This is a genomic window from Shinella yambaruensis, from assembly GCF_022899355.1.
Taxonomy (GTDB): Bacteria; Pseudomonadota; Alphaproteobacteria; order Rhizobiales; family Rhizobiaceae; genus Shinella; species Shinella yambaruensis.
Map to the genome: position 1 here is coordinate 152,431 of NZ_JALJCK010000001.1, position 23,998 is coordinate 176,428.

At 67.5% G+C, this 23,998-nt stretch carries 23 protein-coding genes; 10 read left to right on the forward strand and 13 right to left on the reverse strand.

Features of this window, described 5'->3' with window-relative positions:
- Positions 1–48 precede the first annotated feature (48 nt).
- Complete coding sequence (locus MUU56_RS00735) at positions 49–609, reverse strand: RBBP9/YdeN family alpha/beta hydrolase (protein WP_244765445.1); 561 nt, start codon at positions 607–609, stop codon at positions 49–51.
- A 169-nt stretch (positions 610–778) separates the two neighbouring features.
- Between MUU56_RS00735 and MUU56_RS00740 the strand changes: the two genes are divergently transcribed.
- On the forward strand, positions 779–1,582 hold the full coding sequence (locus MUU56_RS00740) for a DUF2189 domain-containing protein (RefSeq protein ID WP_244765446.1): 804 nt from the start codon (positions 779–781) through the stop codon (positions 1,580–1,582).
- A 96-nt stretch (positions 1,583–1,678) separates the two neighbouring features.
- Here MUU56_RS00740 and MUU56_RS00745 read toward each other — a convergent pair whose 3' ends face one another.
- The 7 genes from MUU56_RS00745 to MUU56_RS00775 form a co-directional block, all read right to left on the reverse strand.
- Positions 1,679–1,915, reverse strand: a complete 237-nt coding sequence (locus MUU56_RS00745; RefSeq protein ID WP_244765447.1) for a hypothetical protein — start codon at positions 1,913–1,915, stop codon at positions 1,679–1,681.
- Positions 1,916–2,017: 102 nt separating this feature from the next.
- Entirely contained in the window at positions 2,018–3,325 is a 1,308-nt protein-coding gene (gene purB / locus MUU56_RS00750; RefSeq protein ID WP_244765448.1) for an adenylosuccinate lyase, read from the reverse strand.
- Positions 3,326–3,389: 64 nt separating this feature from the next.
- Complete coding sequence (locus MUU56_RS00755) at positions 3,390–3,920, reverse strand: hypothetical protein (RefSeq protein WP_244765449.1); 531 nt, start codon at positions 3,918–3,920, stop codon at positions 3,390–3,392.
- A 2-nt stretch (positions 3,921–3,922) separates the two neighbouring features.
- Complete coding sequence (locus MUU56_RS00760) at positions 3,923–4,651, reverse strand: DUF2259 domain-containing protein (protein ID WP_244765987.1); 729 nt, start codon at positions 4,649–4,651, stop codon at positions 3,923–3,925.
- A 2-nt stretch (positions 4,652–4,653) separates the two neighbouring features.
- Positions 4,654–5,331 (reverse strand): ribulose-phosphate 3-epimerase, encoded by a 678-nt coding sequence (gene rpe, locus MUU56_RS00765; protein ID WP_244765450.1) that lies wholly within the window; start codon positions 5,329–5,331, stop codon positions 4,654–4,656.
- A gap of 68 nt (positions 5,332–5,399) precedes the next feature.
- The gene (locus tag MUU56_RS00770) at positions 5,400–6,404 is read right to left on the reverse strand and encodes a P1 family peptidase (protein WP_244765451.1); all 1,005 of its coding nucleotides are present in this window, start codon (positions 6,402–6,404) and stop codon (positions 5,400–5,402) included.
- Positions 6,401–7,465, reverse strand: a complete 1,065-nt coding sequence (locus MUU56_RS00775) for an ABC transporter substrate-binding protein (RefSeq protein ID WP_244765452.1) — start codon at positions 7,463–7,465, stop codon at positions 6,401–6,403. Before MUU56_RS00775 ends, MUU56_RS00770 begins: the two co-directional genes overlap by 4 nt.
- Positions 7,466–7,652: 187 nt before the next feature.
- Between MUU56_RS00775 and MUU56_RS00780 the strand changes: the two genes are divergently transcribed.
- From MUU56_RS00780 to MUU56_RS00815, 8 genes are all read left to right on the forward strand, one after another.
- On the forward strand, positions 7,653–8,135 hold the full coding sequence (locus tag MUU56_RS00780; RefSeq protein WP_244765988.1) for a flavin reductase family protein: 483 nt from the start codon (positions 7,653–7,655) through the stop codon (positions 8,133–8,135).
- A gap of 78 nt (positions 8,136–8,213) precedes the next feature.
- A complete protein-coding gene (locus tag MUU56_RS00785) occupies positions 8,214–9,089 on the forward strand; it encodes an AAA family ATPase (protein ID WP_064332513.1) in 876 nt (291 codons plus the stop codon).
- Positions 9,090–9,116: 27 nt separating this feature from the next.
- Positions 9,117–10,334 carry a vWA domain-containing protein gene (locus tag MUU56_RS00790; RefSeq protein ID WP_244765453.1) on the forward strand — a complete coding sequence of 406 codons (1,218 nt, stop codon included), beginning with the start codon at positions 9,117–9,119 and terminating at the stop codon, positions 10,332–10,334.
- Positions 10,335–10,344: 10 nt separating this feature from the next.
- Positions 10,345–10,671 (forward strand): XdhC family protein, encoded by a 327-nt coding sequence (locus tag MUU56_RS00795; RefSeq protein ID WP_244765454.1) that lies wholly within the window; start codon positions 10,345–10,347, stop codon positions 10,669–10,671.
- Positions 10,671–11,369: an XdhC family protein gene (locus MUU56_RS00800; protein WP_244765455.1), complete on the forward strand. Its 699-nt coding sequence runs from the start codon at positions 10,671–10,673 to the stop codon at positions 11,367–11,369. The genes MUU56_RS00795 and MUU56_RS00800 overlap by 1 nt, the downstream gene beginning before the upstream one ends.
- A complete protein-coding gene (locus tag MUU56_RS00805; RefSeq protein WP_244765456.1) occupies positions 11,366–12,976 on the forward strand; it encodes an NTP transferase domain-containing protein in 1,611 nt (536 codons plus the stop codon). The genes MUU56_RS00800 and MUU56_RS00805 overlap by 4 nt, the downstream gene beginning before the upstream one ends.
- A 3-nt stretch (positions 12,977–12,979) precedes the next feature.
- On the forward strand, positions 12,980–13,297 hold the full coding sequence (locus MUU56_RS00810; protein WP_064330117.1) for a TfoX/Sxy family protein: 318 nt from the start codon (positions 12,980–12,982) through the stop codon (positions 13,295–13,297).
- A gap of 108 nt (positions 13,298–13,405) precedes the next feature.
- Positions 13,406–15,520: a TonB-dependent receptor domain-containing protein gene (locus tag MUU56_RS00815; RefSeq protein WP_244765457.1), complete on the forward strand. Its 2,115-nt coding sequence runs from the start codon at positions 13,406–13,408 to the stop codon at positions 15,518–15,520.
- On the opposite strand, the gene MUU56_RS00820 is transcribed toward MUU56_RS00815, so the two are convergent.
- The 5 genes from MUU56_RS00820 to MUU56_RS00840 all read right to left on the reverse strand — a co-directional run bounded on the left by MUU56_RS00820 (position 15,521) and on the right by MUU56_RS00840 (position 20,325).
- Positions 15,521–15,931 (reverse strand): NUDIX domain-containing protein, encoded by a 411-nt coding sequence (locus MUU56_RS00820; RefSeq protein WP_244765458.1) that lies wholly within the window; start codon positions 15,929–15,931, stop codon positions 15,521–15,523.
- An 8-nt stretch (positions 15,932–15,939) separates the two neighbouring features.
- Entirely contained in the window at positions 15,940–17,439 is a 1,500-nt protein-coding gene (locus MUU56_RS00825; protein WP_244765459.1) for a DEAD/DEAH box helicase, read from the reverse strand.
- A gap of 193 nt (positions 17,440–17,632) precedes the next feature.
- Entirely contained in the window at positions 17,633–18,910 is a 1,278-nt protein-coding gene (locus MUU56_RS00830) for a M23 family metallopeptidase (protein WP_425314242.1), read from the reverse strand.
- Between the two features lie 97 nt (positions 18,911–19,007).
- Positions 19,008–19,835 (reverse strand): ferritin-like domain-containing protein, encoded by an 828-nt coding sequence (locus MUU56_RS00835; RefSeq protein ID WP_244765461.1) that lies wholly within the window; start codon positions 19,833–19,835, stop codon positions 19,008–19,010.
- A gap of 22 nt (positions 19,836–19,857) precedes the next feature.
- A complete protein-coding gene (locus tag MUU56_RS00840; protein ID WP_244765462.1) occupies positions 19,858–20,325 on the reverse strand; it encodes a peroxiredoxin in 468 nt (155 codons plus the stop codon).
- A gap of 176 nt (positions 20,326–20,501) precedes the next feature.
- Between MUU56_RS00840 and MUU56_RS00845 the strand changes: the two genes are divergently transcribed.
- Positions 20,502–23,867: a DUF3971 domain-containing protein gene (locus MUU56_RS00845; RefSeq protein ID WP_244765463.1), complete on the forward strand. Its 3,366-nt coding sequence runs from the start codon at positions 20,502–20,504 to the stop codon at positions 23,865–23,867.
- Positions 23,868–23,998: the final 131 nt, after the last annotated feature.

The following is a 23,998-nucleotide window of genomic DNA, read 5'->3' on the forward strand; positions in this document are numbered from 1 at the left end:
GTGCAGGATTTCTATGAAATTCCTCTTAATGGGGCCGGGAGGCGCCCGTCATTCGGGCGCCTTGAGCCGGCTCAGGAACTGGGCGAAGACCATCGTGCCCTCCGGCCAGGGACCATGGCCGGACTCCGTGTTGATATGCCCGGCCTCTCCCGCATCGAGCAGCAGCGCGCCCCAGGCGGCGGCGATGTCGTCGGCATGCTCGTAGGTGCCGAAGGGATCGTTGCGGCTCGCAACGACGAGCGAGGGGAAGGAGAGCGGCTCACGCGGATAGGGGCCGAAGGTCATCAGGTGCTTCGGCCGGATGCCCTCGTTGGCGACATCGGGCGGCGCGACGAGAAAGGCGCCGGCCACCTTGTTGCCGAGATGCGGGGCAGCGTGGATCGCCGCCGCCACGCCCAGCGAATGGGCGACCAGCACGACGGGCTTGCTGGCGGCCGCGACCTCCTCGATCACGCGCTGCACCCAGTCCTCGCGCACGGGCTTGGACCATTCGGCCTGCTCGACACGCCGCGCCGAACCGAGCTTGGACTGCCAGCGGCTCTGCCAATGCTCGGGCCCGGAATTGGTGTATCCGGGGATGATGAGGATTTCTGCTTCTGAGGTTTTCATGCGCCGGCATGTGCGTTCACGAAGTGCTGAAGTCAAGGGGGAGGGACAAATCATCCCCCCGGGTGTATGATTCGTCCCCTTCAATGCCAATCACGGCACGCCGTGCTGGCGGACGATCGCCCTCCACGTGCGCGCCGAGACGGTCCCGAACCGGCAAGGAGGAATTGTCATGACGACATTTCATGTGATGGCAGGCCACGACCAGATGGTGGCGCGCCCGGCGATCCGGCGGATCGGCATTCCCGACGTGATGGATGCGCTTCGCCGCGGCTTCGACGATTTCCGCGCCAAGCCGTCCCACTATGTCTTCCTCAGCCTCATCTATCCGATCGCGGGCGTGGTGCTCGTCACCTGGAGCTCCGGCGCCAACATGCTGCCGCTGATCTTTCCGCTGGTGGCCGGTTTTGCGCTGCTCGGACCGTTCTTCGCCATCGGCCTCTACGAGATCAGCCGGCGGCGCGAGCGCGGCATGGATGCCTCCTGGCGCCATGCGCTGGAGGTGCGCAACTCGCCGGCCCTGCCATCCATCCTTGCCGTCGGCGCCATGCTGATGGCGCTGTTCATCGCCTGGCTGGTCTTCGCGCAGCTGCTCTATACCAGCCTGTTCGGGCCGGAGCCGCCGCAGTCGCTCGCCCTGTTCCTCGCCTCCGTCTTCGGCTCGGAGAACGGGCTGCTCCTGATGCTGGCCGGCAATGCGATCGGCTTCTGCTTCGCGCTCGTCGTGCTGGCGACGACGGTGATCGCGTTTCCGCTGTTGCTCGACCGGGATGTCGGCGCCGTGGCGGCCATCGAGACCTCGCTGCGCGCCACGCTGGTGAACCCGGTGCCGGTCGCCTGCTGGGGGCTGATCGTCGCCGCGCTGCTGGTCGTCGGCTCCATCCCGGTCTTCGTGGGGCTCGCCGTGATCATGCCCATCCTCGGCCATGCCACCTGGCATCTCTATCGCAAGATCGTCGTCGACGAGCAGCGATGACGCCGTTTCGCGGGCGGCACGCGCCAGGAGGAGAGTGCAAGACCGCCCGTCAGAGGGGAGCGATGGCGCCATTGGCGCCATCGCCGTTTCCGGCCCTCATTTACTCAGCGGATAACACCTGTCGGTGGAAAAGGCGCCGTCCTTGAAGCCGACCTGGCAGATGACGACCGTGTCGTCCTTCTCCAGGAAGACCGCATAGCTTTCGGCGATCGGCGACACGTTGATGATGTCGTAGCCGGCGGCCAGAAGTTCGACGACGGATTGCGGTGTCTGTGCCTGTGCCGTTCCGGCAAAGAAAGCCACGGCGAGAAGCGCGGCAGCAGGAAACCTCATGTTCAGCCCCCGGGAAGACGTGCGCCATTGCACGCAAGGGAAGTCTAATACAGAGGGGCCGGCCGGCGAAGAGGCTTCGCCGGCCGATCTCGAAAGCGTGGGCTACACGGTGCCGAAGACGCGGCGGAAGATCGTGTCGACGTGCTTGGTGTGGTAGCCGAGATCGAATTTTTCGCGGATCTGCTCCTCGGAGAGGGCGGCGCGCACCTCGGCGTCGGCCAGGAGTTCCTCCAGGAAGTCCTTGCCCTGCTCCCAGACCTTCATGGCGTTGCGCTGCACGAGGCGGTAGGAATCCTCGCGCGAAACGCCGGCTTGCGTTAGGGCAAGCAGGACGCGCTGCGAGTGAACAAGTCCGCGGAACTTGTTGAGATTCTTCATCATGTTGTCCGGATAGATCACCAGCTTCTCGATGACGCCGGCAAGCCGGTTCAGCGCGAAGTCGAGCGTGATCGTCGTATCCGGGCCGATGCCGCGCTCGACGCTGGAATGGGAGATGTCGCGCTCGTGCCAGAGCGCCACGTTCTCCATGGCGGGTGTGACGGCCATGCGCACGAGGCGGGCAAGGCCCGTCAGGTTTTCCGTCAGCACAGGGTTGCGCTTGTGCGGCATGGCGGAGGAGCCCTTCTGGCCGGGCGAGAAGAATTCCTCCGCCTCCAGCACTTCCGTGCGCTGCATGTGGCGGATCTCGATCGCGACGTTCTCGATGGACGAGGCGATGACGCCGAGCGTGGCGAAGAACATGGCATGGCGGTCGCGGGGGATGACCTGCGTGGAGACCGGTTCCGGCACGAGGCCGAGCTTGGCGCAGACATGTTCCTCGACGCGCGGGTCGATATTGGCGAAGGTGCCGACGGCGCCGGAGATCGCACCGGTGGCGATTTCCGCACGGGCGGCGACGAGGCGGGCGCGGCCACGGTCCATTTCGGCGTAGAAGCGGGCGAGCGTCAGGCCCATCGTCGTCGGCTCGGCATGGATGCCGTGGCTGCGGCCGATGCGGATCGTGTCCTTGTGCTCGAAGGCGCGGGCCTTCAGCGCGGCGAGCACGCGGTCCATGCCGGCAAGCAGGATGTCGGCGGCGCGCACGAGCTGGATGTTGAAGGTCGTGTCGAGTACGTCGGAGGAGGTCATGCCCTGGTGCACGAAGCGGCTGTCCGGGCCGACGAATTCGGCAAGGTGCGTCAGGAAGGCGATGACGTCATGCTTGGTGACGGCCTCGATCTCGTCGATGCGGGCGACGTCGAATTCGGCCTTTCCGCCCTTTTCCCAGATCGTCTCGGCGGCCGACTTCGGGATGACGCCGAGCTCGGCGAGCGCATCGCAGGCATGGGCTTCGATTTCGAACCAGATGCGGAACTTCGTTTCGGGCGACCAGATGGCGACCATGTCCGGTCGGGAATAGCGAGGGATCATCGGCTCTTGGCTTTCCTTGGCAGTGTGGGAATTGCCGCCGCTTTAGCAAAGATGGCCGGCAAGCTCAACGTATGGATCGGGAGAGCCACAGGCTGGCGCCCGCAACGACGGGCAATCCGACCGGCAGGTACAGGCTGAGGCCCATGACGAGGAACTGGTAGACGGCCCCGGCAATGGTGAAGACGAACTGGTAGATCCAGATGCGCGTGCCGGGCGCATGGTGCCACTGTGCGTAGAAAAGCCGGTAGTCCAGGGCGAAGAAGAAGGCCGTCACGGCGATGGTGCCGAGGCTGAGCAGCGCGAAATGGGCGGCAAAGCGGGTTTCGAACGGCCGGTGGCGGGTGAGGAGCCGGGCCAGCGGCAGGGCGAGGGGCCAGGCGGCAAGGCCGCCGGCAAAGTAGATCGCGAGGATCCGCACGAGCTGGAAGTTTTCGGCGCGTCCCTGCAGCGCCAGCGACAGAAAGGCGCCGGCCGCCATCAGCGCGCCCCAGCCGAGGGCGCCGCCGAGACAGACCGGCAGCGACGGGAAGATCGGCGCGGACGGCTGCCGCCCTGCGGCATCGGGCCCGTCCCGTCCCGCCGCGGCCAGCTCCATGGTCAGGGCCGGAAGGGCACGGCGATCCAGCGGCCGTCGCTGCCCTCGAAGCCGAAGCTGCGCACCAGGACGAGCGCGACATGGACCGGGTCGCCGTCGATCGGATTGAAGGTGAGCGCGCCGGAAACCTGGTAGGAAAGCGGGCAGGCGCGGCTGTCGGGCACGCGCGCATCCTCGTGCACCACCGTGTCGGCCGCTTCGCCGTCGCGCATGACGAGTTTCAGGCGGAACCCCTTGCCGCCCTCCGGCGTGATGTCGCGGCACTTCTCGGAGAGCGCGAGCGGGATTTCCTCGAGCGCGAGGGCGAAGCTGCCGCCCGGCGTCGGTTCGATGGCGTGTTGCAGATATTCGATGCGGCTCCTGTCGGCGCCGACCTCGCCCATCGGGTTGAAGGCGGCCATCACGCCGGGATGGGAGAGCACCTTGTGCGTCTCGATCAGCGCCACGGCCTTGTCGCGGCTTTGCGCGCGCGCCTTCGCGATATCCGCCGCCTCGTCGTCGATGCGCACGCGGACCGGCGTGCCCGGGAGATAGGCGTCCTTTTCCGTGTCGATGAAATAGACGTTGGAATAGGGAAAGCCCGAGCCGTCCTGGACGCCGAATTCCTCGAAGGCGTAGACCTTGCCGTCCGGCGAGAAGCCGAGCGACTGGAAGGTGGAGAAATCGCCGGCCGTGGCCGTGCTCGCCGCCAGCAGGCATGCCGCAAGGGCGCTCGCCGCCTTCCGGAACATCGTCACGCCCGCGCTCCCTCCGCATTGCTGCGCAGAGTGTCGATGGTTTTGCGGTAGGCGTCAACATGACCGCCGCCGAAGATCGCCGAGCCCGCGACGAAGACATTGGCACCGGCCGCGGCGGGCAGGGCGATCGTATCGACCGCGATGCCGCCGTCGACCTCAATGTCGATCGGCCGGTCGCCGACCATCTTGCGCACGCGGCGCAGCTTCTCCTGCATGGCGGGAATGAACTTCTGGCCGCCGAAGCCGGGATTGACCGTCATGACGAGGATGAGGTCGATCTTGTCGAGCAAGTAGTCCAGCACGCTTTCCGAGGTGGCGGGGTTGATCGACACGCCGGCGCGCTTGCCGAGCGCGCGGATTGCCTGCAGCGAGCGATCGAGATGCGGGCCGGCCTCGGCATGCACGGTGATGCCGTCGCAGCCGGCCTTCGCGAAGGCTTCGAGATAGGGATCGGCGGGCGCGATCATCAGGTGGCAGTCGAAGAAGGCGTCGGTGTGCGGGCGCAGCGCCTTGATGACGTCGGGGCCGAAGGAGATGTTCGGCACGAAATGGCCGTCCATGATGTCGAGATGGACCCAGTCCGCCCCGGCCGAAACGACGTCGCGCACTTCCTGACCGAGTTTCGCATAGTCGGCGGCGAGGATGGAGGGCGCGATCCGGATGGGAAGGGTCATGTCAGGCTCCGTGAGGAAGGAATTTGGCGTCGCCATACCATTCCCGGCAAAGGCGGACAACGGCCGAATCAGCGCAGCGCCCACGCCGGTAGGACATCGCCGGGCATCGGCGTCGCATCGTGCACGCCGCGGGCGATGGCGCGGGCCATGGCGGCGGCGGCGGCGGCGCAGAGCGTGATGAAGTCCTCCGGCGCCGGCCGGCGGCCGCTCCTGCCGGTCGAAAGCGCGAAGACGAGGTCGCCGTCGAGCGGCGTATGGGCCGGCCAGAGGGCACGGGCAAAGCCGTCATGGGCGGCGATCGCCAGCCGCTTGGCCTCGGCCTTGGTGAGGACGGCGTCGGTGGCGATGACGGCGATCGTCGTGTTCTCCGTGCCGCTCGGCCGGAGCGACAGTTTCGTGCGCGGCGTGCGGGCCTCGGGCGGGAACGGGAAGGGCAGGCCGAGGCCGCCGAATTCGTCCGCCTCCTCGAAGGGCGCCGCCCAGAAATGCCGGGTGTCGCCGATGGTGGCGGAGCCGAGCGCATTGACGGCCGCCAGCGCGCCGACCGTGAAGCCGCCCTCGACCACGCTGGAGGCGGTGCCGAGCCCGCCCTTGCAGGTCGCCGTCAGCGCGCCGGTGCCGGCACCGACGCTGCCGGTGGCAAAATCCGCCGCCGCCCCGGCAAGCGCCGCATGGCCGAGCTCGCGATAGGGCGGGTAGCGGCCCCAGTCCTTGGCACCGCCGTTCATCAGGTCGAAGAGGATGGCGGCCGGCACGATCGGCACGCGGTGCGGGCCGACGGCAAAGCCGCGCCCCCGTTCGCGAAGGCCCGCCTGCACCCCCGATGCCGCATCGAGCCCGAAGGCCGAGCCGCCGGACAGCACCAGCGCATCGACGGCCTCGACCGTGTTGTGCGGTTCAAGGAGATCGGTCTCGCGCGTGCCCGGCGCGCCGCCCAGCACCTGCACGGCGGCCGTCGCCGGCTCCTCGCAGAGGACGACGGTGACGCCGGAGCGGAGACGATGATCCGTGGCGTTGCCGACCGTGAGCCCGGCGACATCCGTCAGGCGGTTCTTCGGGCCGGGCCGCATCATTCTCCCTCCGCCGGCACGAAGGCGCCGGCGCGCCAGACGAGCAGGCGGTAGGGATTTTCGGTAAGTTCGTGGTCGGCCCCGAAGGCGACGGTGCCGATTGCCGTTGCGAAGGGCGTGCCGGAAAGCGCCGCCGCAAGATCGCCGCCGCGGCTTGCCGCCGTCGCAAGGACGGTGACGGCCGCATGGGCCGGCAGCACATAGCCTTCCGCGACGATACCCCGTTCCTTCATCGCCGCCGCGACGGCCTCGCCCTCCGGCAAGGCCTGGTAGTCCGGCAGCGCGATCGCCCCGACGCCGTCGGTCATCGGCACGAGCGGATCGGCGCCCATCAGGGCCTCGCCGCCGATGAGCGCCAGCGCCACCTTCTCCGCCCTGGCATCGCGCGCGATCACCGCCATATCCGTCCGGTCGCCTCCGACGAAGACGCGCGTGACGCCCGTCTGGGCGAGGCGGCGCACGAGGGTGAGCTGCTGCTCCTGCGCCGGGCGATAGGTATCGACGAAGGCGGCCTTCATGCCGACCTCCTCCAGCCGCAGGCGGATCGTCTCGACCAGCTCGCGGGCGTGGATCGTGCCGTCGTCGATGAGCGCGAAGGGCTCGGCCTTCCAGTCCCGGACGATGACCTCGACCGCCTTGTCGGCCTCCGCCTTCGGGCCGGGGGCGAGGCGGAAGAGCGGCCAGTTCTTCTTCAGCGCGTCCTCCATGAGGATGCCCGAGCGCACGGAAAGCGTGATCGCGGGGACCTTCGCCTCGGCAAGGGCGGGCAGGGCAGCCGCAAGCCCCTCCGTGCAGAGGAAGCCGACCGCGGCAACGGCATCCGCCGCCAGGATCGCCTTGCCGATCGCCGCGCCGTCGCTCTCGTCGCAGGCCTCGGGAATTTCCACCACCGTGTCGCCGTTCGCCTGCGCGGCGAAGCGGGCACCGTCGCGCACCTGCTGGCCGAGGATGGCGAGCGGCCCTTCCGCCGGCGCAACCACGGCGAAGGTGAGGCCGGCCGCGGCCGCGGAAGAGGCGGCAAGCACCGAGGCGCCGAGCAGGCTGGCAAGGAAGGCGGTTCTCATTCTCAATCCATCGATCGCGGTGACGCTCTTTGTAAGGATCGGGCCGGCAGCGTCAAAGAGAAATATCCACGCAAAGCCCGGCCTTGTCTCTGATGGGACAGGAAAATTCGAGAACGGGGGTTACATTTTTCTTCACTTTCGCCATGTATCACCTGTGGTGAAGGAGAATGCCGTGTTGGACAGATTGATGCTGGACCCGTCGCTCTACCGTGATGCGATGAGCCGCTATGCCGGCCATGTGCAGATCGTGACGACGGCGCATGCGGGCGAAAGGCGCGGCGTGACGATCACCGCCGCCTGCTCGGTGTCGGACAATCCGGCCATGGTGCTCGCCTGCGTCAACGCCTCCAACCCGAAGAACGCGATCTTCTCCAGGAGCGGCAATTTCGCGCTCAACACGCTCTCGGGCAGCCAGATCGAGCTTGCCAACGCCTTTTCCGGACGCGACCCGGCGCTGACGTCCGAGCAGCGCTTCGCCATGGGCAACTGGCAGGAGCTGGTGACCGGCGCGCCCGTGCTGAAGGATGCGCTGGCCGCCTTCGATTGCCGGCTTGTCGAGCTCAAGGTCATGGCGACGCACATGGTGCTGATCGGCGAGGTGATGGGCGTCTCCTTCGGCGAGCCCGGGGAAGCCCTTCTCTATATGGACCGGGGCTATCGCACGCTATAAGTTCGTTCTTCCAGACGGAGGAATGGCGTGGCCTATCAACGCGGAAACAGACCGCAATCCATCGACGAAACCGTGGACATGCTGGCGGCGGGCAACTATCTCGCCGGAAGGTCGCTGGCGACCGTCCTGTTCCTCGCGCTGCGCATGAAGCGGCCGCTCTTCCTGGAGGGCGAGGCCGGCGTCGGCAAGACGGAGATCGCCAAGGTGCTCGCCGCCGCGCTCGACCGCCCGCTGATCCGACTGCAATGCTACGAGGGCCTCGACATCTCCTCGGCGGTCTATGAGTGGAACTATCCGGCGCAGATGCTGGAGATCCGCCTTGCCGAGGCCGCCGGAACCACGGATCGCGGCCGCATCGAGGCCGATATCTTCTCCGAGCGCTATCTCATCCGCCGCCCCGTGCTGCAGGCGCTGTCCTCGCCGGACGGCCGGGCGCCGGTCTTCCTGATCGACGAACTGGACCGCACCGACGAGGCCTTCGAGGCCTTCCTCCTCGAAGTGTTGTCCGATTTCCAGGTGACGGTGCCGGAACTCGGCACCATCCGCGCCGCAGAGCCGCCCATCGTCATCATCACGACGAACCGCACCCGCGAGGTGCACGACGCGCTGAAGCGCCGCTGTCTCTACCACTGGGTCGATTATCCCGCCGCCGCGCAGGAACTGGAGATCATCCGCCGCAAGGTGCCGGGCTGCAACGCGGCGCTCTCGCGCGAGGTCGTCGCCTATGTGCAGAAGCTGCGCGGGCTCGATCTCTTCAAGAATCCGGGCGTCGCCGAAACCATCGACTGGGCGAGCGCGCTCACCGAGCTTGACCGCGTCGCGCTCGACCCGGAAACCGTGTCCGACACGCTCGGGACGCTGCTCAAGTACCAGGACGACATTGCCCGCATCGAGGGCGCGGAGGGGCGCAGGCTGCTGGATGGCGTGAAGGCCGACCTGGCGGCGGCGGGCTGAGCGATGACGGCGGCGGCGGACAATGGCATGCCGGGCGCAGCTCTCGAAGGGCGGCTTGCCGACAATATCGTGTTCTTCGCCCGCGTGCTGCGCAAGGCGGGCCTGCGCATCGGGCCGGCGGCGGTGACGGATGCCATCGAGGCGGTGCGGGCGATCGGCATCGGCGAGCGCGAGGAATTCTATACGGCGCTGCATGCGACGCTCGTCAAGCGGCACGAGGACGACGCGGTCTTCGACGAGGCGTTCCGGCTGTTCTGGCGCTCGCGCGATCTCGTCGGCAAGATGATCGCGCTGATGTCGCCGGTGGTGCGGCGCGAGGCGGAGCGGGAAAAGCGCAAGGCGGGCGAGACGCGCGTCTCCGATGCGCTGTTCGGCGGCCGGCAGGACGAGCGGCGCCTGCGCGACGAGCCCGACATCGAGGTCGATGCCCGGTTCACCGCCTCCGGCAGCGAGGTGCTGCGCAAGACGGATTTCGCGCAGATGTCCGCGGCCGAGCTTGCCGCCGCAAAGCGTGCCATCGCCGGCCTTGTGCTGCCTCTCGACGAGGTGCGCACGCGCCGCTTCCGCCGCTCCACCCGGCCGGTGGCGATCGACGCGCGCGCCACGATGCGCCATGCCATGCGCACCGGCGGCGCGCTGATCCTGCCGCGCCACCGGGAGCCGAAGACGGTGCATCCGCCGCTCGTGGTGCTGGCCGACATTTCCGGCTCGATGAGCCAGTACACGCGCATCTTCCTGCATTTCCTGCATGCGCTCGGCGAGCATCGCCGCCGCCTGCACGCCTTCCTGTTCGGCACGCGGCTCAGCAATGTCACGCGCCAGATGCGCCACCGCGATCCCGATATCGCGGTGGAGGCGTGCAGCCAGTCGGTCAGCGACTGGTCAGGCGGCACGCGCATCGGCGAGACGCTGAAGGAATTCAACCGGCTCTGGTCGCGCCGCGTGCTGGGGCAGGGCGCCGTCGTGCTGCTCATCACCGACGGGCTGGAGCGCGAGGGCATCGACCTCCTGGAAAAGGAGATGGACCGGCTGCACCGCTCGTGCCGGCGGCTCGTCTGGCTCAATCCGTTGCTGCGTTTCGAAGGGTTCGAGGCGCGGGCGCGCGGGGTGCGGGCGATGCTGCCGCATGTCGACGAATTGCGGCCGGTGCACAACCTGGAGGCCATGGCCGACCTGGTGGCGGCGCTTTCCGTCGCGGCGCCGCGCGGCACCGGCGATCCGCGGCGTTTCCTGCCGGCGGCATGAGGAGGGGAGAATGGAGACCAACGACGTGTTCGATCCGCTGGCCATCGCGGAACGCTGGATGGACGACGGGCGCATGGTGGCGCTCGCCACCGTCATCGAGACCTGGGGCTCGGCGCCGCGCCCGGTCGGCAGCCATCTGGTGATCGACGGCGCGGGCAATTTCCACGGCTCGGTTTCCGGCGGCTGCGTCGAGGGCGCCGTCATCGGCGAGGCGATGGAGGTGATTGCGGACGGCGAGCCGCGGCTCCTGGAATTCGGCGTCGCCGACGAGACCGCCTGGCGCGTCGGCCTGTCCTGCGGCGGGCGCATCCGGGTCTATGTGGAGCGCGTCGGCTGATGGATCCCTATCTGCTGCGCAAGCTGAACACGGAGCGCGCCGCCCGCCGCGCCGTCATCCACCTGACCGATCTCGGCGACGGGCGCGACCGGGTGATCCGCGAGGGCGATCCGGTCGCCGGCCCGCTCGGCGAGGCGATCGCGCGCGCCTTCCGCTCCGGCCGGTCCGGCCTTGTGGAGGTCGAGGATCGAAAATTCTTCCTCAATGTCCACCTGCCGCCCGCCCGCATCGTCGCCATCGGCGCGGTCCATATCAGCCAGGCGCTGGCGCGGATGGCGGTCGTCGCCGGCTTCGACATCACCATCATCGACCCGCGCACCGCCTTTGCCACGGAAGAGCGCTTTGCCGGCATCGACCTTGTCGCCGACTGGCCGGAGGATGTGCTGAAGGCGCGGCCGCTCGATGCCTATACCGCCCTCGTCGCCGTCACGCACGATCCGAAGATCGACGATTTTCCGCTGTCGCAGGCGCTCACCACCGGCTGTTTCTATGTCGGCGCACTCGGCAGCCGGAAGACCCATGCCAAGCGTGTCGAGCGCCTGACGGCACTGGGACACGGCGCGGCGGAGATCGCCCGCATCTCGGCGCCCATCGGCCTCGATATCGGCGCCGCGAGCCCGGCGGAGATCGCCGTCGCCATCCTGGCCGACATCGTGGCGCATCTGCGCCGGCGCCCCCTTCTCGGGGCCGGACCATGATCTTCGGGGAGGTTCCGGTGTCCGGGGCGCTGGGCGCACGGCTGGCGCATGGCGTGCGCGTGGCGGGCCTGTCGCTGCACAAGGGGCATGTGTTGACGCAGGCGGACTGCGACGGGCTGCTTGCCGCCGGCATCGCGACCGTCATCGCCGTGCGCCTCGAAGCCGGCGATCTCGACGAGGACGCGGCGGCGGCGCTGATCGCCGGGGCGATCCCGCCGGACCACCTGACCTTCACCCCGCCCGCGACCGGCCGCATCAATCTCCATGCCGCCGCCAACGGGCTCTTCGTTGCCGACCGGGCGGCCATCGACCGGTTCAACCGGGTCGATCCGGCCATCACCATCGCCACCCTGCCGGACCATGCCAGCGTGACGGCCGGCGACATGGTGGCGACGATCAAGATCATTCCGCTGGCGGTGGCCGGCGATCTCGCGCGCAAAGCGGCGGCGGTGCTGGCCTCCAGCCGGGCGCTGGAGGTCAAGCCGTTCGCGCCCCGCCGCGTCGGGCTCGTCGCGACGGAACTGCCGACGCTGAAACCCTCCGTGATGGACAAGACGCGCCGGCTGCTCGAACAGCGCCTGCATCCTTCCGGCAGCCGCCTGACCGGAGAGGTGCGGGTGCCGCACCAGGCGGCCGGCGTCGCCGAGGCGATCCGTATGGCTGCGGCCGACAACGACCTCGTGCTCGTCTTCGGCGCCTCCGCCGTCACCGACGGCAACGACGTCATCCCCGCGGCCATCCGGGCCGCCGGCGGCGTGGTCGAGCATGTCGGCATGCCGGTCGATCCCGGCAACCTGCTGGTCCTCGGCCGCGTGGGCGCGGTGCCGGTCATCGGCGCGCCCGGCTGCGCGCGCAGCCCGAAGGAAAACGGTTTCGACTGGATCCTCGCCCGCATCCTCGCCGGGGAAACGCCAGGCCCCACCGAGATTACCGGCATGGGCGTCGGCGGCCTTCTCGCCGAAATCCCGAGCCGGCCGCAGCCGCGTGATACCCGCGCGGCGGAACGGCCGCTCTCCGTCGCGGCACTGGTGCTCGCCGCCGGCCGCGCCAGCCGCATGCACGGCCGCCACAAGCTGCTCGCCGCCTTCGACGGCAAGGCGCTCGTCCGCCGTTCGACGGAGGCGGCGCTGGCAGCCCGGCCGGCGCGCGTGCTGGTGGTGACGGGACACCGGGCGCAGGAGGTGAAGGCGGAGCTTTCCGGCCTCAAGGTCGATCTCGTGCGCAATCCCGATCACGCGCAGGGCATGTCGACCTCGCTGCGGGCGGGCGTCGCCGCGCTCGGTCCGGGCTGCGACGGGGTCGTCGTCATGCTGGCGGACATGCCGCATGTCACCGGCGAGGACGTGCGCCGGCTGCTCGATGCCTTTGCTGCGGCCGGCGGGCATGCCATCGTGCGGGCCGTCTCCGGCGGAAAGCGCGGCAATCCCGTCGTGCTGCCACGCACCACCTTCGCCGCGATCCTGCAGCTTGAAGGCGATGTCGGCGCGCGCCATATCGTCGAGAGCGCCGGGCTCGACATCGTCGACGTGGAGATCGGCGCGGCGGCGCATATCGACGTCGACACGCCGGAGGCGGTGCTGGCCGCGGGCGGGGTTCTGAAAGGGTAGGGCATGGATCGGGACGCGATCGAGGAGATGTTCCAGGCGCTGGGACCGGTGACGATCAAGCGCATGTTCGGCGGCAAGGGCATCTACCACCAGGGCCGCATCCTGGCGCTGGAAGTCTATGACGAGATCCTGCTCAAGGCCGACGCGGTCAGCGCCCCGGATTTCGCGGCCGCCGGCTGCCGGCAATGGTTCTATGACGGCAAGAGCGGCAAGCCGGTGAAGATGCCCTACTGGTCCATTCCGGACGAGGCCTTCGACGATCCCGACCTCATGGCGCTCTGGGTGCGCCGGGCCTACGAGGCGGCGCTGCGGGCGAAATAACCACAGCCCGGAAAACGCGGCATTCAAACTTGACTTATATTGTCATGTTGTCCATTACCGATCGGTCCGCGCGTCAAAATTGCGCTGGCAGAGTGCGGTGAGGTCTCCATGAAACAGGTTCGTTTTCACGCGTCGACGCTTCTTGCGGGCACGGCCATGGCGCTTGCGCTGCTGGCAGCCGCCGGACCCGCCACCGCGCAGGACGCAACGGCGACCGATCTCCAGCAGATCAACGTGGAAGGCGACGGCAATGGCGACGGCATCGTCGACGTTCCGGCCGGCGTCTCGACCGCCGACCGCGAGAAGATCCAGGACCGCTATGCCGGCGACGTGATGCAGGTCCTGCGCTCCGCACCGGGTACGTTCACGCGCGAGCCGGCGGACCAGCCGGGCATCACCGTCAACATCCGCGGCATGCAGGGCATGGGCCGCGTCAACAGCATGATCGACGGCGTGCCGCAGACCTTCAGCAACCTTTCCGGCCATGGCGGCACCTTCGACAGCCTGCTTTATGTGGAACAGAACATGCTGGTCGGCGTCGACGTGACGCGCGGCGCCGTCTCGGGTGCCGAGGGCATGGGCACGCTGGCGGGCGCGGCCAATTTCCGCACGCTCGACGTCGACGACGTGCTGCTGCCCGGCAAGGACTACGGGGTGATGACCTCGGTGCGCGCCGGCACCAACGGCTTCGACTATTCGCGCCTCCTCAGCGGCGCCGTGCGCACCGAGATGGGCGAGGGCGAGATCGGCATCGTCGGCGCGCTCAGCGACACGAAGAAGAGCCCCTACGAGAACGGCTCGGGCATTCTCTACCCGAATGCCGGCGACCAGCACCCGAAATCGGGCCTCTTCAAGGTCAACCTGTCGCCGAACGCCGATCACAAGCTGTCGCTCGGCGGCATCTGGTACGGCAACGAGTTCCTGCCGGGCAGCTCCGGCTACAACTGGATCGTCGAGAACCAGACCTATACGGCGAAATACAGCTACCAGCCCGGCAGCGACCTGATCGACCTCTCGATCAACGCCTATCTCAACATCACCGATCTCGAATTCGACGGCACCAACGGCAATGTCAGCACGTTCGACGGCCGCAAGGGCACCAACACGACGACCGGCTTCGACATTTCCAACCGCATGCGCTTCGATCTCGGCGAGGAAACGGAGCTGAAGCTCACCTATGGCGGCGCCTACAGCCGCGACCGCTACGAGGGCAACGCCAAGCGCGGCGCCAATCCGGACGGGACGCTGGTGAAGGCGGGCGTCTTCAGCGAGGCGACGATCTCGCACGGCATCTTCGACCTGACCGGAGGCCTGCGCTACGACTACTGGTCGCTCGAAGGCATCAGCGGCTACGACGCGCCGGGCACGAACGGCTGTGCCGCCGGCGGCGATCCGTGCCCGATGGAGACGCTGTCGCGCGACGGCGGCGACCTCAACCCGAAGGTCACCCTCTCGGCGCGCCCGCTCGAATGGCTGCAGCCCTATGTGACCTATGCCCATACCGCCCGTCCGCCGACGGCGGCCGAGATGTTCTATCCCGGCGGCCACAGCTTCGACGGCTCCTCAGACCCGATCAACAACAATCCCAACCTCGTGCCGGAAAAGAGCCGCGGCTGGGAGCTCGGCGTCAACATGACGGCGGACGACCTCCTGACGCCGGGCGATTCCGCCTGGCTGAAGGTCGGTTACTTCCACAACCGCATCCGCGACTACATCACCTACGACATCGACACGGACGGCGCCGCGCGCTGGGTCAACGTGGACGGCACGACGGTGATGAAGGGGCTGGAAGTGGAGGGCGGCTACGATGCCGGCCGCTACTATGCCGGCTTCTCGCTGACGCTTGCCGACACCAAGCAGCCGGAGGGCGCCGCCGCCGGCGTCGGCAGCGACACGGGGCGGCTGCCGGACGACTTCCTGACGATCGACGCCGGCATGCGCTTCCTGGAGGAAACGCTCACGGTCGGCGGCCGGATGCGCTATGTCGGCAAGAGCAAGCAGGCCTATATCAACCAGAGCATGGCCTTCGACGTCGACGCCTATACGCTGTTCGACGCGCATGCCTCCTGGCAGATCAACGAGAACGCCAAGATCTTCTTCAATGTCGAGAATGTCTTCGACACGACCTACATGAAGGCGAATTCCGGCCTGATGGACAATTACGGCGGCGTCAAGAACGGCCGCGGCCGCACCTTCATCATCGGTGCGACGGCCCGGTTCTGATCATTTCCGCAGTGCCTTCACCGCATCGGCGGCGAAGCGCGAGAGCGGCGCGGGCAGGGCATCGAGCGGGAACCAGCCGAATTCCGGCAGCTTTTCCGGCTCCATGACGCGCGGCTCGCCGGAGAAATCCTCCGTCACATAGATGAGCGACAGCCAGTGCTGGCGTTCGTCCGCGATGATCTGTTCGGAAACGCAGAGAAAATCGACGGCGCCGATGGTCAGCCCGGATTCCTCCTCCGCCTCCCGGCGGGCGGAATCCACGGCGCGCTCCATGTGGTCGATCTTGCCGCCGACGATGTTCCACGCGCCCGCTTCCGGCGCGCGCAGGCGCCGGTAGAGCAGGAGCCTGCCCTCACGCAAAATCGCCAGGCCGCAACCGAGGCCTGGCACATCGATGCCTGGAATGGACATTCGGGAGATCAGGCCTTGCCGGCGATCAGCATGAAGGCCGGAACCTCGTCGCCGAAACCGAGCGGCGTCGGGCCGTCGTCCTCGTCGCGGCGGTAACGGCTGCGGCGATCGCGGCTGTCGTCATTGGCCGGACGCGGCGCGCTATGGTTTGCGGCACGCGGATTGCGAGCGGGATTCTGCGGCCGCCCTTCCGCCTTGCGTTCAGCTTTCACGGCTTCCACCTTCTCTTCACTCTCGCTGGTCTCGATGCGCGTTTCGGTCGCGCGGGGTTCGCCCTTGCGGCCACGGGAACGATCGCGGTCGCGGTCACGACCGCCCCGATCGCGGCCGCCGCGGGGACGCTCGCGCTCCTCGCTCTCGGCCTGCGGCGGCAGGTCTTCGATGCCGCCGCTCAGCCATTCGATCTTCTGATCGATCAGCTTTTCGATGGCGTCGAGGAACTTCCCGTCGCGCTTGGATACCAGGGTGAAGGCGGCGCCCGAGCGGCCGGCACGGCCGGTGCGGCCGATGCGGTGGACATAGTCCTCGGCATGAATCGGGACGTCGAAGTTGAAGACATGGCTCACATCCGGAATGTCGAGGCCGCGGGCCGCGACGTCGGACGCCACGAGCAGCGTGAGCTTGTTTTCCTTGAAATTGGCCAGCATCGTCGTGCGGGCCCGCTGGTCCATGTCGCCGTGCAGCGCGCCGACGGAGAAGCCATGGCGATCGAGCGAGCGGAAGAGGTCCGCCACATCGACCTTGCGGTTGCAGAAGATGATCGCGTTCTTGAGATCGTCCTGGGCGCGGATGAGATCGCGAAGCGTGGCGCGCTTCTCGTAGTCCTTGCCGTGGGTGGCGACGAGGCGCTGCGTCACGGTCTTGGCCGTGGAGGAGGGCGGTGCCACCTCGACGCGCTCCGGGTTCTGCAGGAAGCGGTCGGCCAGCTTCTGGATCTCCGGCGGCATGGTGGCCGAGAAGAACAGCGTCTGGCGCGTGAAGGGAATGAGCTTGGCGATACGCTCGATATCCGGGATGAAGCCCATGTCGAGCATGCGGTCGGCTTCGTCGATGACGAGGATCTCGACGCCGGTCATCAAGAGCTTGCCGCGCTCGCAATGGTCGAGCAGGCGGCCGGGGGTGCAGATCAGCACGTCCGCGCCGCGCTCCAGCTTGCGGTCCTGCTCGTCGAAGGAGACGCCGCCGATGAGGAGGGCGACGTTCAGCTTGTGGTTCTTGCCGTATTTCTCGAAGTTCTCGGCAACCTGGGCGGCAAGCTCGCGCGTCGGCTCCAGGATGAGCGTGCGCGGCATGCGGGCGCGGGCACGGCCCTTTTCGAGCAGCGTCAGCATCGGCAGAACGAAGGAGGCGGTCTTGCCGGTGCCCGTCTGGGCGATGCCGAGAATGTCGCGCCGTGCAAGGGCCGGCGGAATGGCGCCCGCCTGGATCGGGGTCGGGATCGTGTATCCCGCGTCGGTGACGGCGGACAGGACTTTCGGGCTCAGGCCAAGATCAGCAAAAGTGGTCAAAGGGAAAACAGTTTCCGTTCCGGTTCTTACGAACGCAATGAGGTTCAGCGGCCCTATCGCCGCAAGGATGCAGCGCAAATATGCCGAAAGTGCCGGAAAGTCAAGGAAATCAGCGAATTTGGTAAATCCGCGAGAGATTTGAAGCCGATGGCGGATATTTTTGTCATACCAAGGCGTATCGCCTTGCCTTACGTCAATCCATATAGGTCGTCAGCTTCATGCCGGCAGTGAGGAAACGCATGGGGTCGAGCGCCTTGCCGTCGCGGCGCACTTCATAGTGCAGATGCGGGCCCGTGGAGCGGCCCGTCGTGCCGGAAAGCCCGATCGGGGTGGAGGCTTCCACATGGTCGCCGACCCTGACGAGCACGCGGGAAAGGTGGGCATAGCGCGTCGTCAGGCCGTTGCCGTGGTCGATTTCCACCATGTTGCCGTATCCGCCGTTGCGCCCGGCCACGACGACCGTGCCCGCGCCGGTTGCGCCGATCTCCGTGCCGGTGCGGGCGCGAAAGTCGATGCCGGCATGCAGCGCGAGGCGGCCGAGGAACGGATCGGTGCGGTTGCCGAAACGGCTCGTGATGCTGCTGGCGGGCGCGGGGTTGCCGAAGGGCAGCTTTCGCGCCGTGCGGCGGGCATTGTCGAGGCGGTCCAATGCGACGTCGAGGTCGTTGATCGAGGCCTCGAACGGATCGGTGACGTCGACCGGCTCGACGAACGGGCCGCCGATCGCCGTTTCCGAATCGCCGCCCGCCGCCGTTTCGGTGACATCGAAGCCGGTGCGGCGCAGGATGGCCTGGATCGCGTCGGCGGTCTCCGAGGCGCCGGCCGCCAGCGTCTGGATGCGGTCGATCTGCTCGTGTTCCAGGTCCTTCAGCGAGAGCGTGACCTTGGAGAAGAGCCGGTCGGCGCGATCGGCGACCGATTCGTTCGTCGCGGCATAGGCAAGCTGCGTCGTCTTCTTCTGCGCGCCGGTCGCGCCCATGATGGCGTTGATGGCACCCACCGCATCGGCCCGGCGCCCGTCGACGACAGGCGTGCCATCGGTCAGGGGCGCGGTGCCGGTCGCACCGGCATTCTCCGCGCGGTTCAGCAGCGCGTCGAGCTTGCCGTGGCGGGCGGAGAGGGCGAGCTGTTGCTGCATCAGCTTCTCGACCTTCTCCTCGACGACCTGCTGGTCAAGGAGCTGGCGGCTGGTGACGCGGTCGACCTGCGCCCGCAGCGCGGAGATGCGGTCCTCGTAGTCGTGCTGCATGCGGGCCTGGCGTGCCATGGTGGCGCCGATCAGGTCGTCGCGCAGCACGAGATAGGAGGTGGCGGCGAGATAGCCGACGGTGAACATGCCGGCAAAGCAGAAGGTGACGGCGGCCATCCAGGGACGGATGGTCATGTGGCGGATCTTGTCGCCGCTCGCGAGGATCACGACATGCTGCTGCGCACGCTTTCCGAAGACGCGGTTTTCAGGACGCTCCGCCACCATCTACTCCCCGACCGATTCTCAAGGTCTCGTGCGGGGAATTACACATTGTTAGGGTTAACAAAGCGTTTCCCGGAAGGGTTGTGCGGGTTGAATATCAGCTCTGGCTGACGGAAACGAGGGAACGGTAGAAGGAGGGCGTCAGCCCGGCCTCCGCCCGCGCCACGTCGTTGAAGGGCGGTTTCAGCGGTCCGCGGAAATTCGCGCGCACCAGTTCCCTGAAGGTGGCCGACGGATCCTTCCTCTCGCGGGCGCAGAGGAAGCGGAACCATTTCGCGCCCACCGCCACATGGCCCTTCTCGTCGTTGTAGATGACGTCGAGGATGTCGGCGCTGGCATCGTCCCCGGTCTCGCGCATCTTGGCCTGCAGCGTCGGCGTGACGTCGAGCCCGCGTGCCTCCAGGATGAGCGGCACCACGGCAAGGCGCGCGGTCAGGTCGTTGCGCGTGTCGTGCGCGGCCTGCCAGAGCCCGTCATGGGCCGGCAGGTCGCCGTAATCCGCGCCGAGCTCGCGCAGGCGGTCGCGGATCAGCCGGAAATGCTTGGCCTCCTCGAAGGCCACCTGCATCCAGCCGTCGAAGAAGGAATGCGGCACGCGCTCCGTCGTGAAGCGCGCGACGATGTCGAGCGCGAGGTCGACGGCATTGAGCTCGATATGGGCCAGGGCATGGAGAAGCGCGATGCGGCCCTTCAGCGTGTGCAGCGAGCGCTTCTCCATGTGCCTGGGCGGAATGAGCTCCGGTCTTTCCGGCCGGCCGGGCCGCGCCGGCAGGGCCGGGTCGCGGGGCGAGCGCATCGAAAGCGTGCGGGCGAACCAGCGGCGCGCCGTCTCCTGCGCGAGCGCCGTCTTCAGGTCGAGATCGGCCGCCGCGATGGCAGCCGTGGTGCCGCCACGGAGGCTTTCGATATGTGGAAGTTCCGTCATTTCAAATATTTGCCTTTAGAATTTAAAGCTTTCTGGCGGCTTCCAGCACGGCCTCGACATGGCCCTTGACCTTCACCTTCGGCCAGATCTCGGCGATCTTGCCGTTGGCGTCAACGAGCACGGTCGTGCGCTCGACGCCCATATAGGTGCGGCCATACATGCTCTTTTCCTTCCAGACCCCGTAGGCCTCCAGCGTCTGGAGGCTTTCGTCCGAGGCGAGCGGTATGCCGAGCGCGTGTTTTGCAACGAACTTGTCGTGCTTCTTCACCGGATCGGGCGAGAGGCCGACGAGGGCGACGCCGGCCGCCTCGAAATCCGCTTTCGCGGCGGTAAAATCCTTCGCTTCCGTCGTGCAGCCTTCCGTGTCATCCTTCGGATAGAAGAAGAGGACGACGGGCCGGCCGCGCAATGCGGAGAGCGAAATGGTGCCGCCGCCATCGCGCGGAAGGGTGAAGTCCGGGGCATCGGTGCCCGGGGCCAGTTCTGCCATGGGATTTCCTTTCTTTGGCCGGCTTTTTGAGTCAAGGAGCCGGCTTCCCGCATATATAGTGGCACACCGAATCGTCCAGCGGCGAGCGGACGACAGGCAGCGATTCCACGGACAACGCTGCACAAAGGGGCAAAGGAAACAATCGCACGATGGGAGAAATCCGCGGCGAGAAAGTCGTGTTCCGCAGAAAGGACATCGTTCCGCTGCATGAATTGCCGTCCGCGCAGGCGCACGAGCCCATCGTCCTGCACGCGGTCGAGGCGAGCCGCACCGGCATCGCCTGCCGCATCGTCGCCGCCACCGTCGCACTCGTGCTGTTTCTCGGCGCCGTGCTTGTCGGCCTCGTGGAAACGGGCATTTTCGACAGCGCGCTGAACGCCCGCGCCGTCGCCGCCCTCAACCAGGCGCTCGGGGAGCGCTACCGCGCCTCCGTCGATCATACCGTGCTGCGGCTTGCCGGCTTCAACGGTTTCGCGCTGAAGGCGGAGAACGTCCGGATCGTCGAGGTCGAATCGGGCAAGGAGCTGGCGGCGACCGATTCGATCGGCATCGTGCTCGATCCGCTGGGACTTGCCGTCGGCCGCCTTGCCGTCTCGCGGCTCGACGTCGACGGCGCGATGTTCAACGCGGCGCTGCTGCCCAAGAGCAAGCCGCTCGATCTGACGGCGCTGCGCATTTCCGACGTGCCGGACTATCTCGAAACCACCTTCGAGCGGCTCGACGGCGTCAGCCACCTCATCGATGCCAACGGCATGCAGACCGTCAAGGTGGCCGATCTCGGCGCGACCTTCCAGGGGCCGGACGGCAAGGCGGTGACGCTGGCCATCGCCAGCCTGCAATTCACCCGCGACGGCGACGGCACCATGTCGATCGACGGGCATTTCTCGATGGACGGCGCCGAGGGCGAGATCGACCTGACGGCCTCGGGCGCCGAGGGTTCGGTACGCACGCTGGACGGCTCGATCCGCAATGTGGCGCTCGGAAAGTTCCTGCTCGGCAACGACGTCAACGGCAATGTGCATGCCGGCATCGACACGACGGCGGATGTTTCGGTGAATGCCGTGCGCGAGGCCGCCGGCACGAGGCCGGTGCTCGGCCTCAACGTCGCCATGGCCGCCGGCGCGGTCTATGGCGACGGCATTGCCGCCGCGCTGCGCCCGTCCACCCTCAAGGTCGCCTACAATTTCGACAAGGGCTCGATCGAGCTCGCCTCGCAGGATGCCGGCGTCGGCCAGTCGCATTTTCCCTTCACCGGCGGCCTCATCGACCTCGACCGGATCTCCGACCGGCCGGACAAGGGTTTTGCCATCGATCTCGTCTTCAGCAACGCGGTGAGCCGTCCCGTCGATTCCACCGAGGCGCCGATCCGTTTCGATGCCAAGGTCAACGGCTACTATCTCCCGGAGACGAAGAAACTGCTGTTCGAGGAGATGGCGGTGTCCAGCGAGAAGGGCAACGTCGCCGGCTCCCTTGCCATGCGCTTCGGCGACCGGGACCCGGAAATCAGCTTCGTGATGATCGCCAGCGAGCTGGAATCGGCCGCCGTCAAGCAGTTCTGGCCGTTCTGGATGGCCAAGACGGCGCGCAGCTGGGTGATCAAGAACATTTTCGGCGGCACCGTCACCAACGGCCGCATCGAATTCTACCTCGCCGAAGGCCGCGAACGCCTGCCGGGCGTGCCGATGCATCTCGGCCCGGAGGAGCTGAAGATCGATTTCGACATCGAGGGCGCGCGCATGAACGTCGCCGGCGAGATCCCGCCGCTGCGCGACACGTCCGGGAAGTTCCGCCTGCGCGGGCCGCGCACGGAGATCGCGATCAACGGCGGCACGGCCTATTTCCCGTCCGGCCGCTCCGTCGCGCTGACCGGCGGCACCTTCGTGCTGCCGGACAACTATACCAAGCCGCTGATGGCGGACATGGACATCGACGTCGCCGGCAATGCCGACGCCATTGCGGAGCTGGTGACCTACCGGCCGATCCGCGCCCTGCCGGCCACCGGTTTTGCCCCGGACGACTTCAGCGGCCAGGTGAAGGCCAAGGTCAAGGCGCATTTCGGCGTCATCTCCGCCCACAACCCGCCGCCGCCGCAGTGGACGGCGGCCCTCTCGCTGGACGACGTCGACGTCGGCAAGCCGATTGCCGGGCGCACCGTGACGGGCCTGCGCGGCCTCCTTGCCATCGATCCCCAGAAGGCCGACCTCAAGGCCAGGGGCGATATCGACGGCGTGACGCTCGACCTGGAGCTCGTCGAGCCCGTCGGCAAGGCGGCCGGTTTCAAGCGCAAGACGGTGCTGTCCGGCACACTCGACAACAGGGACCGCCGCACGCTGCTGCCGGGCCTCGAGGATGTGGTGGAAGGCCCGGTCGAGGTGCGGCTGGAGCAGGACGGCGACGGGCCGCGCACGGTGGAGGCGGATGTCGGGGCGGCCACGGTCTCCATACCCTGGATCGGCTGGACCAAGGGCGCGGGCATCGGCGGCAAGGTGACGCTGACGGCGGACACGAAGGAGGGGGTCACCCGGATTTCCGATTTCCGCTTTGCCGGTGACGGGTTCACCGTGGCGGGCAATCTCAGCTTCCGCGGCACGCGGCTCGATGCGGCGAATTTTTCCACCGTCCGGCTCTCGGCCGACGACCGGTTCCGGCTGAAGGTGGAGCAGGGCAAATCCGGCTATACGGTCGTGGCGGATGGCGAGGCGGCCGATGTGCGCGCCGTGCTGGCACGCCTCAAGACCGCGAGCGGCGGTGGCGGCGGCGGGGAAAAGCAGGGCCTCAACATCCGGGCCGACCTTGCGCGGGCCATCGGCTTCAATGGCGAAACGCTCTCCAATGTCAGCTTCCGCTACAGCACGGCGGGCAGCCGCATTTCCGGCATGGACCTTTCGGCGGTGACGAAGAGCGGCGCGCCCGTGGTGGCGCAGCTTGCCAGCAACGGCGGCACGGACGCCATCCAGCTCACCAGCGGCGATGCCGGCGCTGTGGCGCGCTTTGCCGATATCTACAGCCACATGCGCGGCGGCCTCCTGAATGTCCGCCTGCGCGAGACGGCGGGCAGCATCTGGCGCGGCTCCGTCGACATCCGCAATTTCTCGCTCGTCGGGGAAGAGCGGCTGCGCTCGCTGGTCTCGACGCCGGCGGGCGAAAGCGGGCGCAGCCTCAACGACGCGGTGCGCCGCGAGATCGACGTGAGCGCGGTGAAGTTCTCCCGCGGCTTCGCCCAGGTGCGCACCGGCGGCGGCGCGCTGAGCCTCGAAAACGGCGTGGTGCGCGGCGAAACCGTCGGCGCCACCTTCCAGGGTACGGTGCGCGATGCCAATGGCCGGACTGACATGACCGGCACCTTCATGCCGGCCTACGGCCTCAACCGGCTGTTCGCCGAGCTGCCGCTGATCGGCATCCTGCTCGGCAACGGCAACGACCGCGGCCTGATCGGCATCACCTTCAAGCTCTCCGGCCCCTTCGACAAGCCGAAGCTGACGATCAACCCGCTGTCGATCATCGCCCCCGGCGTCTTCCGCAACATCTTCGAGTTCCAGTGAAAAAGGCCGCCCGGAGGCGGCCTTCAGGCTGTCGACAAAGTCCGCAGACCTCTCCTCCGTCATGGTAGGGCTTGACCCGACCATCCACAAGCCGTTGAAAGAATGGATCCTCGGGTCAAGCCCGAGGATGA

Bases quoted from the DNA above. Each gene is read 5' to 3' on its own strand.
- MUU56_RS00735 (WP_244765445.1), bottom strand. From the start codon at position 609: ATGAAAACCTCAGAAGCAGAAATCCTCATCATCCCCGGATACACCAAT.
- MUU56_RS00740 (WP_244765446.1), top strand. From the start codon at position 779: ATGACGACATTTCATGTGATGGCAGGCCACGACCAGATGGTGGCGCGC.
- MUU56_RS00745 (WP_244765447.1), bottom strand. From the start codon at position 1,915: ATGAGGTTTCCTGCTGCCGCGCTTCTCGCCGTGGCTTTCTTTGCCGGA.
- purB (WP_244765448.1), bottom strand. From the start codon at position 3,325: ATGATCCCTCGCTATTCCCGACCGGACATGGTCGCCATCTGGTCGCCC.
- MUU56_RS00755 (WP_244765449.1), bottom strand. From the start codon at position 3,920: ATGGAGCTGGCCGCGGCGGGACGGGACGGGCCCGATGCCGCAGGGCGG.
- MUU56_RS00760 (WP_244765987.1), bottom strand. From the start codon at position 4,651: ATGTTCCGGAAGGCGGCGAGCGCCCTTGCGGCATGCCTGCTGGCGGCG.
- rpe (WP_244765450.1), bottom strand. From the start codon at position 5,331: ATGACCCTTCCCATCCGGATCGCGCCCTCCATCCTCGCCGCCGACTAT.
- MUU56_RS00770 (WP_244765451.1), bottom strand. From the start codon at position 6,404: ATGATGCGGCCCGGCCCGAAGAACCGCCTGACGGATGTCGCCGGGCTC.
- MUU56_RS00775 (WP_244765452.1), bottom strand. From the start codon at position 7,465: ATGAGAACCGCCTTCCTTGCCAGCCTGCTCGGCGCCTCGGTGCTTGCC.
- MUU56_RS00780 (WP_244765988.1), top strand. From the start codon at position 7,653: ATGCTGGACCCGTCGCTCTACCGTGATGCGATGAGCCGCTATGCCGGC.
- MUU56_RS00785 (WP_064332513.1), top strand. From the start codon at position 8,214: ATGCTGGCGGCGGGCAACTATCTCGCCGGAAGGTCGCTGGCGACCGTC.
- MUU56_RS00790 (WP_244765453.1), top strand. From the start codon at position 9,117: ATGCCGGGCGCAGCTCTCGAAGGGCGGCTTGCCGACAATATCGTGTTC.
- MUU56_RS00795 (WP_244765454.1), top strand. From the start codon at position 10,345: ATGGAGACCAACGACGTGTTCGATCCGCTGGCCATCGCGGAACGCTGG.
- MUU56_RS00800 (WP_244765455.1), top strand. From the start codon at position 10,671: ATGGATCCCTATCTGCTGCGCAAGCTGAACACGGAGCGCGCCGCCCGC.
- MUU56_RS00805 (WP_244765456.1), top strand. From the start codon at position 11,366: ATGATCTTCGGGGAGGTTCCGGTGTCCGGGGCGCTGGGCGCACGGCTG.
- MUU56_RS00810 (WP_064330117.1), top strand. From the start codon at position 12,980: ATGGATCGGGACGCGATCGAGGAGATGTTCCAGGCGCTGGGACCGGTG.
- MUU56_RS00815 (WP_244765457.1), top strand. From the start codon at position 13,406: ATGAAACAGGTTCGTTTTCACGCGTCGACGCTTCTTGCGGGCACGGCC.
- MUU56_RS00820 (WP_244765458.1), bottom strand. From the start codon at position 15,931: ATGTCCATTCCAGGCATCGATGTGCCAGGCCTCGGTTGCGGCCTGGCG.
- MUU56_RS00835 (WP_244765461.1), bottom strand. From the start codon at position 19,835: ATGACGGAACTTCCACATATCGAAAGCCTCCGTGGCGGCACCACGGCT.
- MUU56_RS00840 (WP_244765462.1), bottom strand. From the start codon at position 20,325: ATGGCAGAACTGGCCCCGGGCACCGATGCCCCGGACTTCACCCTTCCG.